The sequence below is a fragment of the Clostridium peptidivorans genome (genome assembly GCF_900205925.1).
In the GTDB taxonomy this organism is placed as follows: Bacteria; Bacillota; Clostridia; order Clostridiales; family Clostridiaceae; genus Clostridium_AK; species Clostridium_AK peptidivorans.
In genome coordinates this window covers 226,694-245,675 of sequence record NZ_OAOD01000003.1, presented here as the reverse complement: position 1 = coordinate 245,675, position 18,982 = coordinate 226,694, and the positions used below count along the sequence as shown (strand labels likewise).

Annotated in this window: 16 protein-coding genes; 8 read left to right on the top strand and 8 right to left on the bottom strand. The window is 31.1% G+C overall.

Annotated elements, in window-relative coordinates; genetic code table 11:
- Positions 1-40 precede the first annotated feature (40 nt).
- Complete coding sequence (locus CRN98_RS04495) at positions 41-883, bottom strand: metallophosphoesterase (RefSeq protein ID WP_179631919.1); 843 nt, start codon at positions 881-883, stop codon at positions 41-43.
- 188 nt (positions 884-1,071) lie between these two features.
- On the opposite strand from CRN98_RS04495, the gene nuoE reads away from it, so the two are divergent.
- The 3 genes from nuoE to CRN98_RS04480 are packed head-to-tail and all read left to right on the top strand — an operon-like array spanning position 1,072 to position 5,223.
- Positions 1,072-1,554, top strand: coding sequence for an NADH-quinone oxidoreductase subunit NuoE (gene nuoE, locus CRN98_RS04490; protein WP_097026210.1), 483 nt, complete (start codon positions 1,072-1,074; stop codon positions 1,552-1,554).
- 12 nt (positions 1,555-1,566) lie between these two features.
- The gene (locus tag CRN98_RS04485) at positions 1,567-3,462 is read left to right on the top strand and encodes an NADH-quinone oxidoreductase subunit NuoF (RefSeq protein ID WP_097026209.1); all 1,896 of its coding nucleotides are present in this window, start codon (positions 1,567-1,569) and stop codon (positions 3,460-3,462) included.
- A 24-nt stretch (positions 3,463-3,486) separates the two neighbouring features.
- Positions 3,487-5,223 carry an NADH-dependent [FeFe] hydrogenase, group A6 gene (locus tag CRN98_RS04480; RefSeq protein WP_097026208.1) on the top strand — a complete coding sequence of 579 codons (1,737 nt, stop codon included), beginning with the start codon at positions 3,487-3,489 and terminating at the stop codon, positions 5,221-5,223.
- 70 nt (positions 5,224-5,293) lie between these two features.
- Here the strand turns inward: CRN98_RS04480 and CRN98_RS04475 are convergent, their stop codons facing one another.
- Both CRN98_RS04475 and CRN98_RS04470 read right to left on the bottom strand, forming a co-directional pair.
- Positions 5,294-6,466: a SpoIIE family protein phosphatase gene (locus CRN98_RS04475; protein WP_097026207.1), complete on the bottom strand. Its 1,173-nt coding sequence runs from the start codon at positions 6,464-6,466 to the stop codon at positions 5,294-5,296.
- A complete protein-coding gene (locus CRN98_RS04470) occupies positions 6,463-8,184 on the bottom strand; it encodes a [Fe-Fe] hydrogenase large subunit C-terminal domain-containing protein (RefSeq protein WP_097026206.1) in 1,722 nt (573 codons plus the stop codon). Before CRN98_RS04470 ends, CRN98_RS04475 begins: the two co-directional genes overlap by 4 nt.
- Before the next feature lie 201 nt (positions 8,185-8,385).
- On the opposite strand from CRN98_RS04470, the gene CRN98_RS04465 reads away from it, so the two are divergent.
- The 3 genes from CRN98_RS04465 (at position 8,386) to sdaAA (ending at position 13,113) form a co-directional block, all read left to right on the top strand.
- Entirely contained in the window at positions 8,386-9,684 is a 1,299-nt protein-coding gene (locus CRN98_RS04465; protein ID WP_097026205.1) for a hemolysin family protein, read from the top strand.
- Between the two features lie 123 nt (positions 9,685-9,807).
- Complete coding sequence (locus CRN98_RS04460; RefSeq protein ID WP_097026204.1) at positions 9,808-11,988, top strand: cell wall-binding repeat-containing protein; 2,181 nt, start codon at positions 9,808-9,810, stop codon at positions 11,986-11,988.
- A 252-nt stretch (positions 11,989-12,240) separates the two neighbouring features.
- Positions 12,241-13,113 (top strand): L-serine ammonia-lyase, iron-sulfur-dependent, subunit alpha, encoded by an 873-nt coding sequence (sdaAA, locus tag CRN98_RS04455; RefSeq protein WP_097026203.1) that lies wholly within the window; start codon positions 12,241-12,243, stop codon positions 13,111-13,113.
- Positions 13,114-13,122: 9 nt separating this feature from the next.
- Here sdaAA and CRN98_RS04450 read toward each other — a convergent pair whose 3' ends face one another.
- Positions 13,123-14,082, bottom strand: a complete 960-nt coding sequence (locus CRN98_RS04450) for an aromatic acid exporter family protein (RefSeq protein ID WP_097026202.1) — start codon at positions 14,080-14,082, stop codon at positions 13,123-13,125.
- A gap of 166 nt (positions 14,083-14,248) precedes the next feature.
- Between CRN98_RS04450 and mscL the strand changes: the two genes are divergently transcribed.
- Together mscL and CRN98_RS04440 are read left to right on the top strand one after the other, a co-directional pair.
- A complete protein-coding gene (mscL, locus tag CRN98_RS04445) occupies positions 14,249-14,662 on the top strand; it encodes a large-conductance mechanosensitive channel protein MscL (RefSeq protein ID WP_097026201.1) in 414 nt (137 codons plus the stop codon).
- 36 nt (positions 14,663-14,698) lie between these two features.
- Entirely contained in the window at positions 14,699-14,875 is a 177-nt protein-coding gene (locus tag CRN98_RS04440; RefSeq protein WP_242960825.1) for a polynucleotide phosphorylase, read from the top strand.
- Positions 14,876-15,081: 206 nt separating this feature from the next.
- On the opposite strand, the gene CRN98_RS04435 is transcribed toward CRN98_RS04440, so the two are convergent.
- Genes CRN98_RS04435 through CRN98_RS04420 form a run of 4 tightly spaced genes read right to left on the bottom strand, consistent with a single transcriptional unit; the run spans position 15,082 to position 18,978 of the window.
- A complete protein-coding gene (locus tag CRN98_RS04435) occupies positions 15,082-15,735 on the bottom strand; it encodes a response regulator transcription factor (RefSeq protein WP_097026199.1) in 654 nt (217 codons plus the stop codon).
- Between the two features lie 25 nt (positions 15,736-15,760).
- A complete protein-coding gene (locus tag CRN98_RS04430; RefSeq protein WP_097026198.1) occupies positions 15,761-16,399 on the bottom strand; it encodes a hypothetical protein in 639 nt (212 codons plus the stop codon).
- On the bottom strand, positions 16,396-17,838 hold the full coding sequence (locus tag CRN98_RS04425) for a sensor histidine kinase (protein WP_097026197.1): 1,443 nt from the start codon (positions 17,836-17,838) through the stop codon (positions 16,396-16,398). The genes CRN98_RS04430 and CRN98_RS04425 overlap by 4 nt, the downstream gene beginning before the upstream one ends.
- A 57-nt stretch (positions 17,839-17,895) precedes the next feature.
- Entirely contained in the window at positions 17,896-18,978 is a 1,083-nt protein-coding gene (locus CRN98_RS04420) for a hypothetical protein (protein ID WP_097026196.1), read from the bottom strand.
- Between the last annotated feature and the right edge of the window lie 4 nt (positions 18,979-18,982).

Below are 18,982 nucleotides of genomic sequence, written 5' to 3'. Positions count from 1 at the left end.
ATACAATACTAGTTAATAGTTAATAGTTAACAATTACCTATTACTTCTTCAAGCTAATCACTACAAGTTCTGGTCTATTAAATACTCTTAGTGGAAATGAGCTATTTCCAAGGCCTCTGCTTATTTCAATTTTAGCACTTCCTATGTTATGGACCCCTTCTTCATACTTTGGAAAAAAACCTTGTCCTGGTGCTAAAATTCCTCCTATATAAGGAAGTCTTATTTGTCCTCCATGAGCATGTCCAGACAGAATTAAATCCACATTTGCATTTTCATATATATCTATTCTTTCTGGTCTATGGGATAATAAAATTTTAAAGCTATCTTTAGGAACATTTTTCAAACTACTTTTTATATTTTTTACAAGTACTTTTCCTTCTTCTTTTGTTTTATATACTACTGGATCATCAATACCTAGTATATAAATACTTTCATCACCTATTTTTATTTGATTAGATTCATTCCTAAGTACACTTACCCCTATATTTTTCATTTTTTCTTCTAGTCCATTAAGTTTTCCACTCCACATTTCGTGGTTTCCTGTAGAAAAGTATACAGGTGCTATTTTCATACACTGTTCTGCAAAATAAAGACTTGGCTCTTCATTATAATTTCTTCTGTCTATTATATCTCCTGTGATAAGTATGAAATTTGGCTTTTCTTTTGCTATCTTATCCAATAATACTCTGTTCCTTTTTCCAAACTCTTTACTATGTAAATCTGAAATATGGATTATCTTAAAATTGTCAAACTTTTCAGGCATTTTTTTGAATTTCAGAGTATAATAACTTGTTTCTATTAGATTATTTTGAAAATAAAAAAAACTAATACATACAACAGCAATTAATGATAATACTACTATTTTACTTGCATTCAGCTTCATATCAACCATCCTCTCAAATCATTACCAATATTTACATTGTATAATTAACTTTATCATTATTGCAATTCCAAATTTTTTTTAGTATATTTAAAATAAATCCAAAAATAAAAATTGTTAATATTTAAACAAAATTCTGATATAATTAAATTATAAAAATATTAAATCATTTACAAAGGGGGCACTTAAAATTGAGTTGTAAAAACGAACTAGCAGAAGCTAAATTTCAAGAATTAAGCGAGTACATAGATTCTTTAAAGGACAAAGAAGGAGCCTTAATAAGTGTACTTCATAAAGCTCAACAGTTATTTGGTTACTTGCCTGAACAGGTCCAAAAATTTGTAGCTGATAAATTAAATATACCTGTTTCTAGTGTATATGGTGTAGTGACTTTTTATTCTTACTTTAATACAGAGCCTAAAGGCGAATATGTTATAAGTGTATGTATGGGTACTGCATGTTTCGTAAGAGGTGCTGGAGATGTAGTAAGTGAATTACAACAAAGATTAAATATAAAGGTTGGAGAAACTACAAAAGATGGCAAATTTACTTTAGATGTATTACGTTGCGTTGGTGCTTGTGGCCTTGCACCTGTTGTTACTGTAAATGATAAAGTATATGGTCATTTTACTAAAGATAGAGTTCCTAAATTGATGGAAGAATATGGCGAATAGGAGGAATAAACCTTGAATAAAATAAAATCTTTTGAACAATTAAAAAACTATCATGAAGATTGCAAAAAGTTGGTAGCAATAAAGCAAGTTTCCCATGAAGCTGAATTAGCTGCAGAAAACAAGAGATGTAAACGTTCAATATCTGTTTGTGCAGGTACAGGCTGTAAATCTGCAGATAGCTATGAAATAGTTGAAAATCTAAAGAAAGAAATTAAAGATGCAGGACTTGAAAATGAAGTGCAGGTAAGCTTGACAGGTTGCTTTGGATTTTGCGAGCAAGGTCCTATCATTAACATAAATCCTGATAATGCCTTTTATGTACATGTGAGACCTGAAGATGCAAAAGAAATCGTAGAAAATCATCTAATGCAAGGAAAAATAATTGAAAGACTTTTATTCATAGAACCTACTCTTCAAAAAAGAGTTAAAAGACAAGACGAAATGTCTTTTTATAAAAAGCAAAAGAGAATTGCACTAAGAAATTGTGGACTTATAAATCCTGAAGATATTGAAGAAGCTATAGGCGAAAAAGCTTATTTAGCTTTAGGAAAAGTTCTTACTGAGATGACTCCTGATGATGTTATAAAAGTTATTAGTGATTCTGGACTTCGCGGACGTGGAGGCGGTGGATTCCCTACAGGAACAAAATGGGGATTTGCAAAGAAATATGAAAGCTCTAAGAAATATATAATCTGTAATGCAGATGAAGGAGATCCTGGTGCATTTATGGATCGTTCCATACTTGAAGGAGACCCTAACAGCGTATTAGAAGCAATGGCAATAGCAGGTTATGCTATTGGCGCTGATGAAGGAAATATATACATTAGAGCTGAGTATCCTCTTGCAGTTCACAGATTAGAAATCGCTATAAAGAAAGCTCATGAATACGGACTTTTAGGCGAAAATATTTTAGGTACAGATTTTAGCTTTAACATAAATATTAAATATGGTGCTGGTGCATTTGTATGTGGTGAAGAAACAGCTTTAATTCACTCCATAGAAGGAAAAAGAGGAGAACCTACAAACAAGCCTCCATTCCCTGCTGAAAGTGGATTGTGGAAAAAACCTACTTGTGTAAACAATGTAGAAACTTTAGCCTTAGTTCCTGCAATTATCAATGAAGGTCCTGGCTGGTTTAGTTCCATTGGTACAGAAACCTCTAAAGGAACAAAGGTTTTTGCCCTAGCTGGAAAAATAAATAATGTAGGTCTTGTGGAAGTACCTATGGGAACTACTTTAAGAGAAATCATATACGATATTGGTGGCGGTATAAAAAATGGTCGTAAATTTAAAGCTGTCCAAACCGGTGGTCCTTCTGGTGGATGTATCCCTGCCGAGCACTTAGATACTAAAATCGATTATGAATCCTTATCAAATATAGGTTCTATGATGGGTTCTGGTGGAATGATTGTAATGGATGAAGATAACTGTATGGTTGATATAGCTAAATTTTATCTTGAGTTTACAGTGGACGAATCCTGTGGAAAATGTACTCCTTGCAGAATAGGAAATAAGAGACTTTTAGAAATGCTTACGAAGATTACTGAAGGAAAAGGTACTGAAGAAGACTTAGTTGACCTTAAAGAACTTGCTCAAACCATAAAAGATACTTCTCTTTGTGGTCTTGGACAAACTGCCCCTAATCCAATACTTAGTACAATTAAATATTTTTATGATGAATATGAAGCTCATGTAAAAGAAAAAAGATGTCCTGCAGGAGTTTGTAAAAACTTACTTCGCTATGAAATTACAGATAAATGTATAGGTTGTACTAAATGTGCAAGAGTATGTCCTACTTCATGCATTGAAGGAAAAGTAAAGGACAAGCATAAAATTATGCAAGATAAATGTATAAAATGTGGAAGCTGCTTTAGCGCCTGCCCTGTAGGTGCAATAATAAGAAAGTAGACTTAAGGAAAAGAGGTGTGAAGTTTGAGTTTAGTTAATATTACTATAAACAATAAGGAATTTCAGGTTCAAGAAGGAACTACTATATTAAATGCTGCAAAGGAACTTAACATAAATATACCTACTCTATGTCATTTTCATCTTCACGATAATAAGACTGAAAATCACCCTGGTTCTTGCCGTGTATGTGTAGTTGAAGTAGAAGGAAGAAGAAACCTGGCTCCTGCCTGTTGTACTCCTATAACTCCTGGTATGGTAGTTAAAACCAACTCCATAAAAGCTATAAAAGCAAGAAGAACTATGGTAGAACTTCTATTATCAGATCATCCACAAGATTGTCTGCTTTGCGAAAAAAATACGGACTGTGAACTTCAGACGCTTGCGGCGGAAATGGGAATACGTGAAATTAAATACAAGGGAGAACAATCTAGATATCCTGTAGATAATTCTAGCTACTCAATAGTTCGTGATTTAGACAAATGTATACTTTGCAGAAGATGTGTAACCATGTGTAACAAGGTTCAAACTGTTGGAGTTTTATCCGCTGTAGATAGAGGTTTCGAAACAATAATAGCTCCAGCTTTTTCAGCTCCTATGTTAGAAACCAACTGTACATTTTGTGGTCAATGTGTAGCAGTATGCCCGACCGGTGCTCTTACAGAAGTAAATAATACTTCTAAGGTTTGGGATGCATTAAATAATGAAGAGAAGACAGTTATAGTTCAAACAGCTCCAGCGGTACGTGCTGCACTTGGTGAAGAATTTGGACGAGAACCTGGTACAGCAGTTACTGGTAAGATGGTTGCAGCTTTAAGATCTTTAGGATTTAACAAAGTATTTGATACAGATTTTGCTGCTGACTTAACTATAATGGAAGAAGCTTCTGAGTTAATTCATAGACTTGAGCATGGCGGAACTCTTCCTATGCTTACTAGCTGTTGTCCTGGATGGATTAATTTCTTTGAACATCAATTTAGTGATCTTTTAGATATACCATCCAGCTGTAAGTCACCTCAGCAGATGTTTGGTGCTATAGCAAAAACATACTTTGCTGAAAAAATAGGAATTGATCCCAAAAATTTAATTGTAGTTTCAGTTATGCCTTGTCTTGCTAAAAAATATGAAGCTGCAAGACCTGAAATGAGTACTAATGAAATTCCAGATGTAGATTTAGTTATAAGTACTCGTGAACTTGCTAAAATGATCAAAGAAGCCGGAATAGACTTTAACTCTTTACATGAAGAAAATTTTGATAATCCATTAGGAGAATCCACAGGTGCCGGAGTAATATTTGGAACTACAGGTGGAGTTATGGAGGCAGCTCTTAGAACTGCTTATGAATGGGTTACAGGAGAGGATTTAGCTGATGTTGAATTTGCTAACGTACGTGGTGCTGAAGGAGTACGTGAAGCTACTATCTCTATTAAAGATACTGATGTAAAGGTTGCTATAGCAAGCGGTCTTGGAAATGCTCGTACTCTTCTTGAAAAAATAAGAGCAGGAGAAGAACAGTATCACATGATAGAAATAATGGCCTGTCCTGGCGGATGTATCGATGGTGGTGGTCAGCCATACATTAGAGGTAATACAGATATTATTAAAAAGAGACGAGTTGCTCTTTATACAGAAGATAGAAACAAAACTTTAAGAAAGTCTCACGAAAATCCATTTATTCAAGAACTATATAAAGACTTTTTAGGAAAACCTTATGGAGAAAAAGCTCACGAGCTTCTTCATACAACTTATGTTAAAAGAAAATAAAAAATTTCTGAGCTAAATCATTAAGGAAGAAATTCAGCCATATGAATTTCTTCCTTAACTTATTTAATAATTATACCTCTTTCACTTCTACTTTTTTACCAAGCTCCACCATTATATCTCTAAGTTCCTTTATCAGTTTTAACTTTATGCTTAGCTCCTTTGGAAAGTCGTCTTTTTTATGAGCAGGATTTGTAGCTTTTCCTATCCAAAGAGTTAAATGAGTACATTCATTTATGAGTATTTTTGTAAGTTTTGAAGCCCCATCTTCTCCAATTATCTTTATTCCTTTATTTCCATTATCAAGATTATCTTTATATTTTTTAATGTTTTCTATAGCTCTATTTAATGTAACTACCCCTTCAGTTATTAAATCTATTCCTTCCATTTTTCCTGTTGGTGGTACCCCATTATATATTTTTTCTGTATTTGTTTTAATTTTTCTTTTAAGCTCCCTTGCTGCAATATTCCCAGCAGTTCCTCCACATATTATTTTTTTACCTCTAGATTTCATAAATTCTTTTATAAGCTTTGAATCTACTTCTTTATTTAGCGGAGGACCTGTAAACAAATCCACGTATTTAGGCATTATAGCTTTAATGGAAACCACCGTTGCATCATCATAAGATTTCCCACCATATAAACTATAAGTTATATTTATTAAATCCTCTGTTATGCTTTTTGCATCAATTTGGTTCGATATGCTTCTTTCTAAGTAATCTCTTATATTATCTATGCTCCAATTCATATTCATTGTATTTCCTGGTCCTGCATTTACAACTCCATCACTTAATATAACAAGGGCATCTCCTTCTTTAATATAAAATCTACTTTCTACAATTCTTTTTTCATTTATAACAATTTCTTTTTTAGGCATATCGATACGACTTCCTGCTCTTATGAGTAGAAATGATGGATTTTCATACTCAGCTAAATATGTTTCTCCATCTTCGTATATCTGTACTAAAGTAAATGTAGCATATGCTATGTTTCTTTCTTTACAAATAGGCAGTGTATTTACTATGGTATCCATAGTTTCGTATATATCTGCTCCTCCTTTTAACATAGTAGATGTTATTTTTGCCGTGAGTGTTGCTAATATGTTAGCTTTGACCCCACTCCCTAAACCATCTGCCATAACTACTATTAACCTGTTCTTAAGTCTTATGACCTCTACTATATCTCCACAAAGTTCTTCATTATATTTAACAAGGCTTTGAAAGGCAACATCTAAGAAAAGACTCATCTAATTTCACCTTCTTCCCCTTCCACAACTTTTTTAAGCTTTGTAAGTATAAGCTTTGTTTCTGCAGTTGTTTCTCCTAAAAGACTTGCTATTTCCTGCGCTACCCTCATTTGTTTTTCTATAACTTCTTGAGCTGCATTTAATGTATTCTCCTTAACTTTAATTAGAGCCTGTCTTTTCTTTTCTTCTTCCATAACATTTACCATTATTGCAAGTATCAAATCTTCCTTTTCTAAATACACTATGCTCTCTATAAGCACTGCATTATATTTAAAAAGTACAACTCTCTTGGCTTTTATGCTGTCCATAGTTTCTTTTACATACACAAAATCTTCATCTTGCATAAGCATAGATATTGGTTTATCCTTTATATTTTCATTTTTCACAAGGAAGAGCTGTTCTCCTGCCGGATTTATTTCCTTTATATTCAGTTCACCATCTAGCAATATCATTATTGCATTTGAGTTTTTAAATATCATATTAGTAATTTTTTCAGCCTTGTTTCGCATATAATGAAGGCACATAGTAGGCTCTGACATATTTTCATATATGGCAATTGCCTTATCTTTGCAAGTATCATATCCACATACTCCACAATTTAATTCATCATCTTGGCTAAATTTACCCATACTTTTCATTATTGCCTTTAAATATTCTTCATGCGGGTTAACTTTTCCTAAGGATTCATCTTCAAATTCACAGTAAAAATCAATGCCATCTTTAAGTACATAATCATCTCTTTTAGTAGACTCACCTTTGCTTCTAATGTAATTTTTAACCCATGAAAGCCTTTTAAAATATCCATTATTCTCCTTTATACTGCTTGGACCTCCAATACAACTTCCTGAGCAAGCACTAACTTCTAAAAGCACATTTGTTATTTCTCCCTTAGACAAAGCATTAAAAACCTCCATACACTCCTCTAAACCTGAAACAGATATTTTCTGAAAACCACAGGTATTATCTGTTTCTCCAATAGCATTTAAAATACCACCTGTAATAGGATAAGCTCTAGAAGCATTTGAAGAAATATTATAAAATTCCTGACTTTCAATATCTTCTAAGTTTATTTTCTCTTCATTTATCCAATTTAAAACTTCTTCATAAGTTAAAACTCCATCTATATTTTCATTTTTATCTTTATCTGCTTCTATCTTTTTTGCAGTACAAGGTCCTATAAACACCACAAAGCTATCCTGTCCATAAATATCCTTTAATATCTTCCCAGAGGCTGTCATAGGGGTTACTACAGGTATTATATAAGGTATTAATGTTGGATAATATTTTTGTATAAGATAATTTGCTGATGGACAACAGGTAGATATATATATTTCTTTTTTATTCTCTTTTATATATTTTTTGTATTCATGTGTGACTCTTTCCGCACCTATAGAAGTTTCTGTAACCACTTCAATTCCTAGCTTTCCTAATGCTCCTATGAATTTTTTATAATTCACTTCAACATATCCTGCAAAGGATGGAGCAATAGATGCTATAATTCTTTTTTTTGATATTATTGCACCCTTAACTTTATCTAAATCACTTTCTATATATCTTGCATTTTGAGGACATATAACAAGACAATGAGAACATCCTATACATCTTTTTTCTACTATTTCCGCTTGTTCATCTTTAAACCTTATAGCTTTAACAGGACATGTTCTTAAACATTTATAGCAATTTTTACAATTAGCTGTAGAAAAATTCATATGTGCCATTTATTATTCCTCCTAATAATTACAAATATATAACTTATAAATCAAAATTTTTTATATTTTTTTGTTTTTTCTTTATATTGATTCCACATACTAATTTTACAACAAATATGTCATGTATTCTATAGGTTCTAAATATTGTAATTTTACTAAATATATGATTTAATATATATACTATTTAATCGGAAAGGACTGTTATATTTAATGAATGATTCCCCCAGTATTTTACCTGATTTGTTGTTTATATTGATACTTATACTTATAAATGCATTTTTTGCTGCTTCTGAAATGGCAATAGTATCTATAAATAAAAATAAAATTACTCGTATGGCAGAAGATGAAGATAATCCTAAGGCAAAACTTCTTTTAAAGTTAACTAATGAACCTAGTAAATTTTTAGCAACTATTCAAGTTGGCATAACTGTAGCAGGATTTTTGGCCAGTGCTTCTGCTGCCACAAAACTTTCTGCGCCTTTAACTAAATCTCTTAATAATTTAAGTATTCCTGGAAGTTCTAATATCGCCTTAATAATTGTAACAATACTTCTTTCATATATAACGCTAGTATTTGGAGAACTTTTACCAAAGAGAATAGCTCTCCAAAATTCCGAAAACATTGCTTTATCCGTAGTAAAACCTATAGTCTATTTTTCAAAAGTAGCACTTCCTTTTGTTAAAGTGCTTACTTTTTCTACCAGTGTACTAGGAAGATTATTTGGAATTAATAGTGATAATATCGAAGAGGATGTATCTGTTGAAGAAATAAAAATGATGATAGAAGTCGGTCAAGAAACTGGTGTTATAAATGAAACTGAAAAAGAAATGATAAATGGTATATTTGATTTTGACGATACTTTAGCAAAGGAAATTATGACTCCAAGAACTAATGTATTTGCAGTAGACATAACTTCAAATACTGAAGATCTTTTAGATAAAATATTGGAGGAAAAATACTCAAGGATCCCAGTATATGAAGAAGATGTAGATAATATAATAGGAATATTATACGTTAAGGACTTATTCTTTGGATTAAGACATAATAAATTTCTAGCTGAAGATTTAACAAAGCTTTTAAGACCTGCTTATTTTGTACCTGAAACTAAACCCATAGACGTACTTTTTAAAGAAATGCAAAAGGACAAAACCTATATGACAATACTTATAGATGAGTATGGTGGATTTTCAGGTATTGTTACCATGGAAGATTTATTAGAAGAAATAGTTGGAAATATATTTGATGAATATGATGAGATGCATATGAGCATTACCAAAATTGATTCAAGTACATATATGATAGATGGGCTTTTATCCATAGATGAGATAAATGAAGTATTTCATTTAAATTTACCTACAGATAATGCAGATACCATAGGAGGATTTGTGGTAAATTTATTAGGAGCTATGCCTAACGATAATGAAATAGTAGAGCATGAAAATATAACTTTTAAAATTGAAAAAGCTGAAGATAAGCGAATTAAGACCTTAAAGATTATAATCAGTTAAATTAAATTATTCTTTATCTTTACTAAAATTAGATGTATAATTTAGTAAAGGGATAAACTTCCTATTAATGAAAAAAATTAGTAGGAAGTAATTTTTTATCAAACATAAAGGAGAGATTATATTATGAAAAAGATTAAGGCTTTAGTGGCATCAGCTACCTTAGCAGTAATGCTTAGCGTTACTTGTACAAGCACCGCTAGTGCTAAAGTAGAAAATAGACTTGGTGGAGAAAATCGTTATGCCACTGCTTATGCTATAGCTGAAAAGTTTAACAACGCTGCAAATTCCTTAGACAGCGTAGTAATTGCAAGTGGTGAGGGCTTTGCAGATGCATTAAATGGAGGTTTACTTGCTAAAAACCTAAACTCCCCTATTCTTCTTATGGGAAAGACTGAAAAAGATAACAACTATGCATTTGATTATATTCAAAAATACTTAAAGGCTTCAGGTAAGGTGTATATTCTTGGAGGACCTTCAAGTGTGAATGCTAAAACAGAAGATAAAATTAAAGCTCTAGGATATACCACAGAAAGATTAGCTGGTAATAATAGATTTGAAACAAATAGTAACATTGTAAATAAGCTTTCTGTTAAGGAAGGTACTCCTGTATTTATAGTAAATTCTAATGCTTCTGCTGATGCGCTAAGTATATCTAGCATATCTGCTATAAAGGGATATCCTATCATTATGAGTGCTAAGGATTCTATTCCTGATACTATGAAATCACAACTTAACAAAATAAAACCTTCTAAGGTTTATGTAATCGGTGGAGAAAGTACGCTTTCTTCAAAAATAATTGCACAAGTGCAAGCTATTAATCCTTCTTTAACAGATACTGATATAGTAAGAATTTCAGGTAAAACTAAATATCTTACTAATTTAGCAGTATGTAATGCATTTAATTTAGATACCAATAATGCTGTAATAGCTTCTGGAGATAATTTTTCTGATGCTTTAGCTGGAAGTGTCTTAGCTGCTAAATTAAATGCTCCAATACTTCTTACAGATGGTAAAGACTTTAGTGCACAAACTCAATATTTAAGTGGTACAACTTATACTTCTCAGTATATCCTTGGAGAAATAGGTTCTATAAGTAAATCTATAGAAGACACTTTAAATCAGCCTCTTCCAAATACAAAAGAGGGTCAGGCATTTTGGAGTAAATTAGCTGACGCAAAACAAATGCAATCTGTAGAAGCTTCCTCTAATACAACAATAAACTTTTCAGCTTCTGGTTTATCATCAGAAATGCAGGAAGGCTATAATCAAATGGTATCTATGATTGGAAATAAGCTAGATGTTACTTCTAATGTTAAAGTTAATTGTCCAACCAAAACTACAGTTACAGAAGAAGTAAAAAGTTCAGTAAAGTTTGGTGGAATGATGGGCGCTATGCCTGCTCAAGAAACTTCCGTGTGGCTTGATTATTCAAACAATAATATGAAAATGCTTTATAAGCTTCCTAAGGAAACAATGGCACCAATAGCAGGATCTGACCCAAACATGGCAGCTCTTAAAGATAAAGACTACTTAGTGCTTGATTTCAATAAACTAGGACAAATGTCTAGTCCTGAACAGCCTAGCATGGACTTTAAAAAGTTAAATAAAGTTGTTGAGGAATTTACTCCTCAGATAGAAGCTTTATCTAAAGAATATGCATTAGGTTACAAACCTAATCTTAACATAATTTCAAAATTATCAAATGTGACTAAAACACCTGATGGAAGAAATGCTGAAGTTTATAGACTTACACTAAATAACAGTACTTTATCTGCACTTATGAGCTATACAGGAAACAACGCTTTAAACTTTATACAAAAGGATGCTGTTAAAAAATTTATAGTATCTTATATGAGTGCTATTACCGAGGCTATGCCTACTCCTGAAGGAGAAACTAAGCCAGATTATAAAGTAGAAATAGAAAATTTAATGTCAAATATGCCTTATGTAAATTTACAATATAGTAATTTTGTAAATAAACTATCTTCATTAGAATTATTAGGTAGTAAAGGTATAGTAATAGACTATTACTTAAATGAAAATGGTCATGTCATGTATGAAACTGGTTCCATGGACTTAAAAGTTGACTTAGGTAAGTTTAGTGCATTATCTTCACAACCATCACCTGCTTTAAAAGGTATATTAAACTTAAATGTAAACTTTAATACAAACTTAACTAAGATAAACGAAACTGTAGATATTAATATGCCAACATTAAATCCTACAAACTCTGTAGACTTTGTAGATTTAATGAACATGATGAATGCATCTATGGAAAAAGAAAAAGAAACTGAAATAAAATAATATGTTGTAAATCATAGTTTTGAATGAAAGTCACCTAATAGGTGGCTTTCTGTTTCTTGTTTATAACAATAGATTCAAAGATATTTTATATTTAACTCCACCATTTTATTGTTTTTAGGATATAATAAAAATACAGAGCAATTTCTATAATTCTATAAAAGTTTCAAGTTATTTTATACGGTAGTTGCTAGAGATTAGCGACTGGATACTAAATTAAATTGCTTTACAATTTACTGCAAAGGAGTTTTAATGATGTTTGTAAATACTGGTGAAGAATTAATTAAAGTATGTGAAGAAAAAAATATAAGCATATGGGAGTATGCCTTAGAAGCCGAAAGTGACGAAAGTGGATTTTCATCGGATATTATATTTGAAAGAATGAGAAAAAACTTTCAAGTCATGATAAACTCATCAAATGAAGCTCTTCATACAGAAGTAATATCTGTAAGTGGCCTTATTGGCGGTGATGCTTATAGGCTTTATAAATATTCTCAAGGTGGTTCAAGTCTTACAGGAGAGTTTACAACTAAAGCTATGGCCCGTGCACTTTCTTCTTCTGAGGTAAATGCTGCTATGGGTAAAATAGTTGCATGTCCTACCGCAGGCTCCTGTGGAATACTTCCAGCAGCTATAATATCTGCTGGCGAAAAGCTAAATAAAAATGAAGACGATATGATAAAAGCTCTATTTACAGCCTCAGCAGTAGGAGTAATTATAGCTAAAAATGCCAGCGTATCTGGAGCTGAAGGAGGATGTCAAGCAGAATGTGGATCAGCTGCTGCTATGGCTTCTGCAGCAATAGTTGAAATGATGGGAGGTACTCCTAGCCAAAGCTTACATTCATCCACCATTTGTATTCAAAATATAATGGGACTTGTATGCGATCCAGTTGCAGGACTTGTAGAAGTTCCTTGTGCCCTAAGAAATGCAAATGGAGTTGTAAATGCTCTAACTTCTGCAGACATGGTTATGGCAGGCATTAAAAGTGTTATCCCTTTTGACGAAACCATTGCAGCTATGTATAAGGTTGGAAGGCAGCTTCCTATGGAACTTAGAGAAACAGCTCTAGGGGGCATTGCTGATACTCCTACAGGACAAAGATTAAAACAGCAAGTTTTGAAATAGGAGCTAATGCTAGCTCCTCATCTTTCTTTTAAACTTACGTTTTATCTTTAAAAAATGTTCCATATCATCTAAAAATTCAAAGAGAGATGCTCTATTTTCGAATTCCTCACGTGTACTAGGAAGTTCCATGCTTCTAAAGTCACTTTTCAATTTATATAAATCTTTTAAAAGCTTTTCTGCTGTATTTTCTTCATATATTGAACGTGCTACCTTTTCTGTAAAATCTGCCATCATGATTGTTTGTTCATAGGTTTCAAAAAACCTTCTAAAACTTCCTACCATTCTTTTTATAACTTCAAATTGTCTTATTCTCATTTCCATATATTTCACATAATAACTCATATCTTTGGTAAAATAGTTATTTAAATTATCATAGGCGCGTAATCTAGCACTATCTAATCTTTTTTCGAAACTTTTAATTAAATGTTTGTTTCCTATATCCGTTTTTTCCCCTCTCATTGCCTCAGCCATCTTCATAAAAATATCTTTCATAGTTTTTTCAATATAAACTTGATCTTTTTTTATTTGAGATTCTATACTTGGCATATAAAGATTTAATATCAACGCTACTCCGATTCCTATAAGCATAAGGGCTAGTTCATTTCTCATCCAATAAATATCTGTGGACTTTTCCACTAACAAATGAGTCACAAGTACAGAACTTACAACTATACCCTCTTCTGCTTTAAACTTTACTGTTAAAGGTATAAAAATCAATATAAAAATTCCAAAAGTTATTTCATTATATCCTAATATATTAAAAGCTATAAATGCAATACCTAAGGCAAGTATGGATGCTATAACTCTCTTAATAGCAACCTCTAATGACTGTCTTTTAGTTGTTTGTATACTTAAAATAGTGATAATTCCTGCAGCTACTGAATACTTTAGTCCTAATTCCCTTGCTATAACCATGGCTAAAAATGCACCTACTGCAGTTTTTAATGTTCTATATCCAATAAAATTCATATTTCCTCCTTGTACATCCCATTATAAAATATATTATAATGAGATGATTTTCATATATCAAGATGTTATAGTGTAAATTATGTTAATTAACGAGTTAACTTTGACTATATTTCTTAGTTTAAATATAATATACCTATAACTTAAAGCTATTTCAAGGAGTGATTAAATGCTAAAAGAGTTTAAAGAATTTGCTATGAAAGGAAACGTAGTAGATTTAGCAGTAGGTGTTATCATAGGTGGCGCCTTTAATAAAATAGTTTCTTCATTGGTAAATGACATTGTAATGCCTATTATAGGTGTGTTAACTGGAGGAGTTAATTTTACATATCTTAATACAACTTTAAAAGTTGCAGAGGGTGCCAAGCCTGCTGTAACTTTAAATTATGGACAATTTATACAAAACATAGTTGATTTTTTAATAATTGCATTTTCTATTTTTGTGGTTGTAAAGACATTAAATAAATTTAGACGTGAAAAAGCTGAAGAAGTTACGCCTGCAGAACCGCCTACTCCTCCAGCTGATATTCAGTTATTAACAGAAATAAGAGATTTATTAAAAAAACAGGACATAACAAATTAAAATTCATAATCTAATAATACATATTTATCAAATCTCATGGAAACAATTAAGTATGAGGTGATAAATATGAATAATAACAATACAAACTCTAACAAAAATCTTGCCCTTGCTCCTTTGCAAGAACAACAAGAAAAAAGAATTAGGGAAGTAGAAAATCAATTTAATACTGAATTTGGAACTGACTATTATTTAATGGCTATGAAGAAAGATTAACATTTTCATGACTATCTCAAAATAGATATTTCAATTAAGACAGAGTGTATAAGAGATACAGTGTCAAATTTATAAAATGCAAAAGCATCAGGCGTTAACCTGATGCTTTTCATATTGCGACTAAGTCTAGAAGCCGGATTATTTTGGGCATTACGCCTATGCTAAAATGCCTTCATTTAATTAGATAATATTTATATACTTCTATTTTAACCTTCAAGCCTATAACCTACTTTGAAAACTGTCTTTATATCATCTTTTAGGTTAAGCTTATCCCTAAGTCTTTGTACGTGAATATCTACAGTTCTAGTTTCCCCTGCATAGTCAAATCCCCACACCTTCTCAAGAATTTGATCTCTGGAAAGAGCAATATTTTTATTTTGTATAAATAACATTAAAAGGTCAAATTCCTTATAAGTTAATTCAATTAACTCCCCATCTAGCTTTACTATTCTTTGGTCATAAAATACTTCTATATTTTTAAAGATGAAATTTTGCGGTGATGCATCATATCTTCTTAGGACAGCTTCTATTCTAGCTATAAGTTCTATTATTTCAAAAGGTTTCACTATATAATCATCAGCACCTAACCGTAGTCCCATAACCCTATCCAGTACTGATTCTTTAGCAGTAACAAATATGGTTGGTATGTTTTTATTTTTAATTTGAGATATTAGAGTAAAGCCATCAATCTTCGGAAGCATTACATCAAGAAGAATAAGGTCAAGGCTTTTTTCTTCTACAAGCTTTTTTGCAAGATAACCATCACTAGCCTTATATACTTTATATCCTACGATCTCAAGATTTATGGATATTAAATCACATATTGCTTTATCATCCTCTACTACTAGAATTCTTTTCATAATTACTTTTCTCCTGTTCAATTTATTATAATTGCTTATCTAATTTTACAAATCTATCAACTATTTTATTGACTAGATCAATAGTTATAATATATTCTTCTTTGTGGCTTTTCTTATTATATAATATAATATCCATGTAGGTATTGTACTCATAACTTGATATTGGAATGATCGTATAGTCTTTAACATCAATTTCTAATTGCTTAAGCAGAGGTTCTATTAAATTTTTAATTTCCAAATCTGATAGTTTAGATACAGCAACTTTGTTTGAATTTAAGTTTGAGTGGTTAAACCATTGGATTTCTACAATTTCTCCAGTAGATGAGTCTAAAACGCATCTATAAAGCGTGTCTCCATAACCTTTAACCCAGCTTATTTGCCATAGTAAACTGCCCGTTCTATCATTTTTAACAAGCTTTATATTTTCTGTAAATTTTGTTCTGTCTATTTTAATATTCAAACCTTTATCAAATACATCCAGTGTCTTTTTTATAGCATTTTGCCTTGTAACTACATTTGTCGCCTTAGTATTTAAATCTTTATCACTAAATACAGTCTTTTCAGAATATAACTTGTCTTCATAGTGATCAAAGGTTTTAGTACAGCCGGTTAAAAAAACAACCATCAATAATACTAAAGCAAGAATTTCAAATGACTTTTTCATGATATAATACTCTCCTTAAAGAAACTAATAAACACCTCTGTCCCCTTGTTAAGTTCACTCTCAATAGACAACTCTAATTTATACAGCATGCATATTTCCTCACATATAGCTAGCCCTAAACCAACTCCGCTTTTAGCTCTATCCCTAGCCTTATCCACCATATAAAAAGGCTCTTTAATTTTATTTAAGTCTTCTTTAGGTATACCAACACCATAATCTTTAAAGCTTAATTGATAGGTGGATGAATTTTCTAAGAAGTCTCCTTTGATTTTAACAACTCCATTATTCTCGGAAGTTTTTATGGCATTATCTAAGATATTTATAAAAAGGACTACAATAAGCTGCTTATCGCCAGATATTTTAATATCTTTCATATCAAATTTAATCTTTAAATTTTTATTTTCTATTTTATAGCTTAGGCTAGTATAAGCATTTATAACGCAATCTTTTAAAGATAGTTTTTCAACCCTTAATTCTTCTTGCTTAATTAGTATAAGCTTTAACAGAGTATTATTAAGCTTCTCTAGTCTTTTAGATTCAGAATTAATATAATTTAATGCTGTGAACCTAATATCTTCATTTATATTCCCCTTAATTAGCAAATCTGAATATCCAATTATAGAAGTAAGAGGGGTTTTAAGCTCATGGGTTAAACTGTCAATAAACCTCTGTTTAGCACTATTCAAATTTTTAAGCTCCTCTATTTTATCCTCTGTAGCTTGAGCCATTATATTAAAATTTTCAGCTAAAAGACCTACTTCATCTTTTTTATTTTTAGTCTCTACTCTTTTTGAATAATTTCCATATGCTATTTCTTTAGAGGCTTCACTTAGCTTGGATATAGGCTTTGTAGTTCCTTTTACAATTAAATACATTCCAAGGGCTAGTAAAACAAAGACTAATCCATCTAGCATAAAAAATAGATTGTAATTTTGTGCTCGTTCATCATAAATAGAATTAATATCTTTAGTTAACACAAGTTTAATTGTACTATTTTGCAAAATGAATTTAGAACTAATAAATAAGTAGTGGTCTTTATTGATTTCCCTAACAGTAAAAAGGCGTTCATTTAACTTTGCATTATTTATTTCATCTCTTGCTATGTTCATATTTTGATTTGATCTAGAAAAAAGCAAGTTGTTATTGTCATCATATAGCTCTAAACTGTCTTGTCCTATAACATCATTGCCAATGTATCCTGTTACAACTAAAGTCAGCCAGTCTTTGAGCTTCTTCTGTGAAGCAGGAGCTGTATATTGTATAGAATCTGTATTAAGATACAGCGTACCCTCTATTACTTTATGCTCATCAATGGCAGCTTTTATAGTTCTATCAAGACTTCTTTTATGAATATTTTCTATGATAAATATTCCGGCACCATTGAATATTATTAAGAACAATGTCATTGAGTAGATAAATATCTTCTTCCAAAACTTCATTTTTTCACCTTTATCCTAGTTATTTTAAGAATATATTTTATACTTTAGTTATACTGATTACTTTAATGGAGTTGCAATAAGCTTTTCTTCATAGGATGAAAGTATTATGTTGTCATTCATAGCTATAAAATCACCTTTGAAAGTCACTTTAGTTTTATCCTGAATATTTTGGACAGTACCCTTAAGATTATCAATTACATATACATTGCCAGAGTTCAATATATGCAAATTATCTTCTGAAATAGGATTTTCAAGACTTAACCTATTCCAATTATTTTCCTCATAAGTTTCATCAAAACTCCTTTTATAAATTTTTGTAATCATATTATTTTGTAATTCTCCAATAAAAGCAGTATCACTTTTATCAACATATAGAAGCTTGAGTTTTCCACAGCCATCAATTTCTATTTGTCTATTTTTAGATTTATCCGTCATATATATCTTGTTATCATTAAGATTTTCATATATTAGCTCATCCTTTTGTTTTAAAACAAAAAAATTACCTACTCTTGTTGCATTAATGTGAAGTTTATGCATGCCACCTGATATATCAAGTCTTTCAAGGTAACATTTTCCGTAAAGGGTTGATACCTTAAGATACATAATAGTATTCATTGTATTTAACTCAATTCCAGCTACAACTGCATTTGATGCTGGTAATTTGTAAATTTCACTTTCGTTATTATAATTTAAAGCTTCTTGTTTAGAGTTATTTTTAGTGTTGTAGGTATATATCTTTATACCTGCTTTATTACTTGCAATTGTCTTTTCAGAGATAATCAGTTTATCTTCAGTATTATGCCACTTGAAATGATAATTTTCTAGATCTTTGTCTAAATTTAATGAGTTTTTGCTCCCATCAACTAAACTAATTATATTTATTTTTTTCTCTGAATAATATGAGCAATATTTTCCACTAGGCGACAAGGTAATATTTTTAGCATCCGGGTCAAGTTTAATTTCCACGTTAGCTGATACAACAGGCTTTAAGCTTACTTCTTTAAAGGTAAGCTGTGTATCGTTTGTAAAATAAAAATTATTTAAATAATATAATATCATAGTTTGCACTGAAAGTGATAATATTGCACCCAAAAATAATATACTAAATTTTTTCCTAATCTTTCTCTTAATCTTTACCATAATC

Bases quoted from the DNA above. Each gene is read 5' to 3' on its own strand.
- CRN98_RS04495 (WP_179631919.1), bottom strand. From the start codon at position 883: ATGAAGCTGAATGCAAGTAAAATAGTAGTATTATCATTAATTGCTGTT.
- CRN98_RS04475 (WP_097026207.1), bottom strand. From the start codon at position 6,466: ATGAGTCTTTTCTTAGATGTTGCCTTTCAAAGCCTTGTTAAATATAAT.
- CRN98_RS04440 (WP_242960825.1), top strand. From the start codon at position 14,699: ATGGAAACAATTAAGTATGAGGTGATAAATATGAATAATAACAATACA.
- CRN98_RS04450 (WP_097026202.1), bottom strand. From the start codon at position 14,082: ATGAATTTTATTGGATATAGAACATTAAAAACTGCAGTAGGTGCATTT.
- CRN98_RS04435 (WP_097026199.1), bottom strand. From the start codon at position 15,735: ATGAAAAGAATTCTAGTAGTAGAGGATGATAAAGCAATATGTGATTTA.
- CRN98_RS04465 (WP_097026205.1), top strand. From the start codon at position 8,386: ATGAATGATTCCCCCAGTATTTTACCTGATTTGTTGTTTATATTGATA.
- CRN98_RS04430 (WP_097026198.1), bottom strand. From the start codon at position 16,399: ATGAAAAAGTCATTTGAAATTCTTGCTTTAGTATTATTGATGGTTGTT.
- mscL (WP_097026201.1), top strand. From the start codon at position 14,249: ATGCTAAAAGAGTTTAAAGAATTTGCTATGAAAGGAAACGTAGTAGAT.
- CRN98_RS04460 (WP_097026204.1), top strand. From the start codon at position 9,808: ATGAAAAAGATTAAGGCTTTAGTGGCATCAGCTACCTTAGCAGTAATG.
- CRN98_RS04420 (WP_097026196.1), bottom strand. From the start codon at position 18,978: ATGGTAAAGATTAAGAGAAAGATTAGGAAAAAATTTAGTATATTATTT.
- CRN98_RS04470 (WP_097026206.1), bottom strand. From the start codon at position 8,184: ATGGCACATATGAATTTTTCTACAGCTAATTGTAAAAATTGCTATAAA.
- sdaAA (WP_097026203.1), top strand. From the start codon at position 12,241: ATGTTTGTAAATACTGGTGAAGAATTAATTAAAGTATGTGAAGAAAAA.
- CRN98_RS04425 (WP_097026197.1), bottom strand. From the start codon at position 17,838: ATGAAGTTTTGGAAGAAGATATTTATCTACTCAATGACATTGTTCTTA.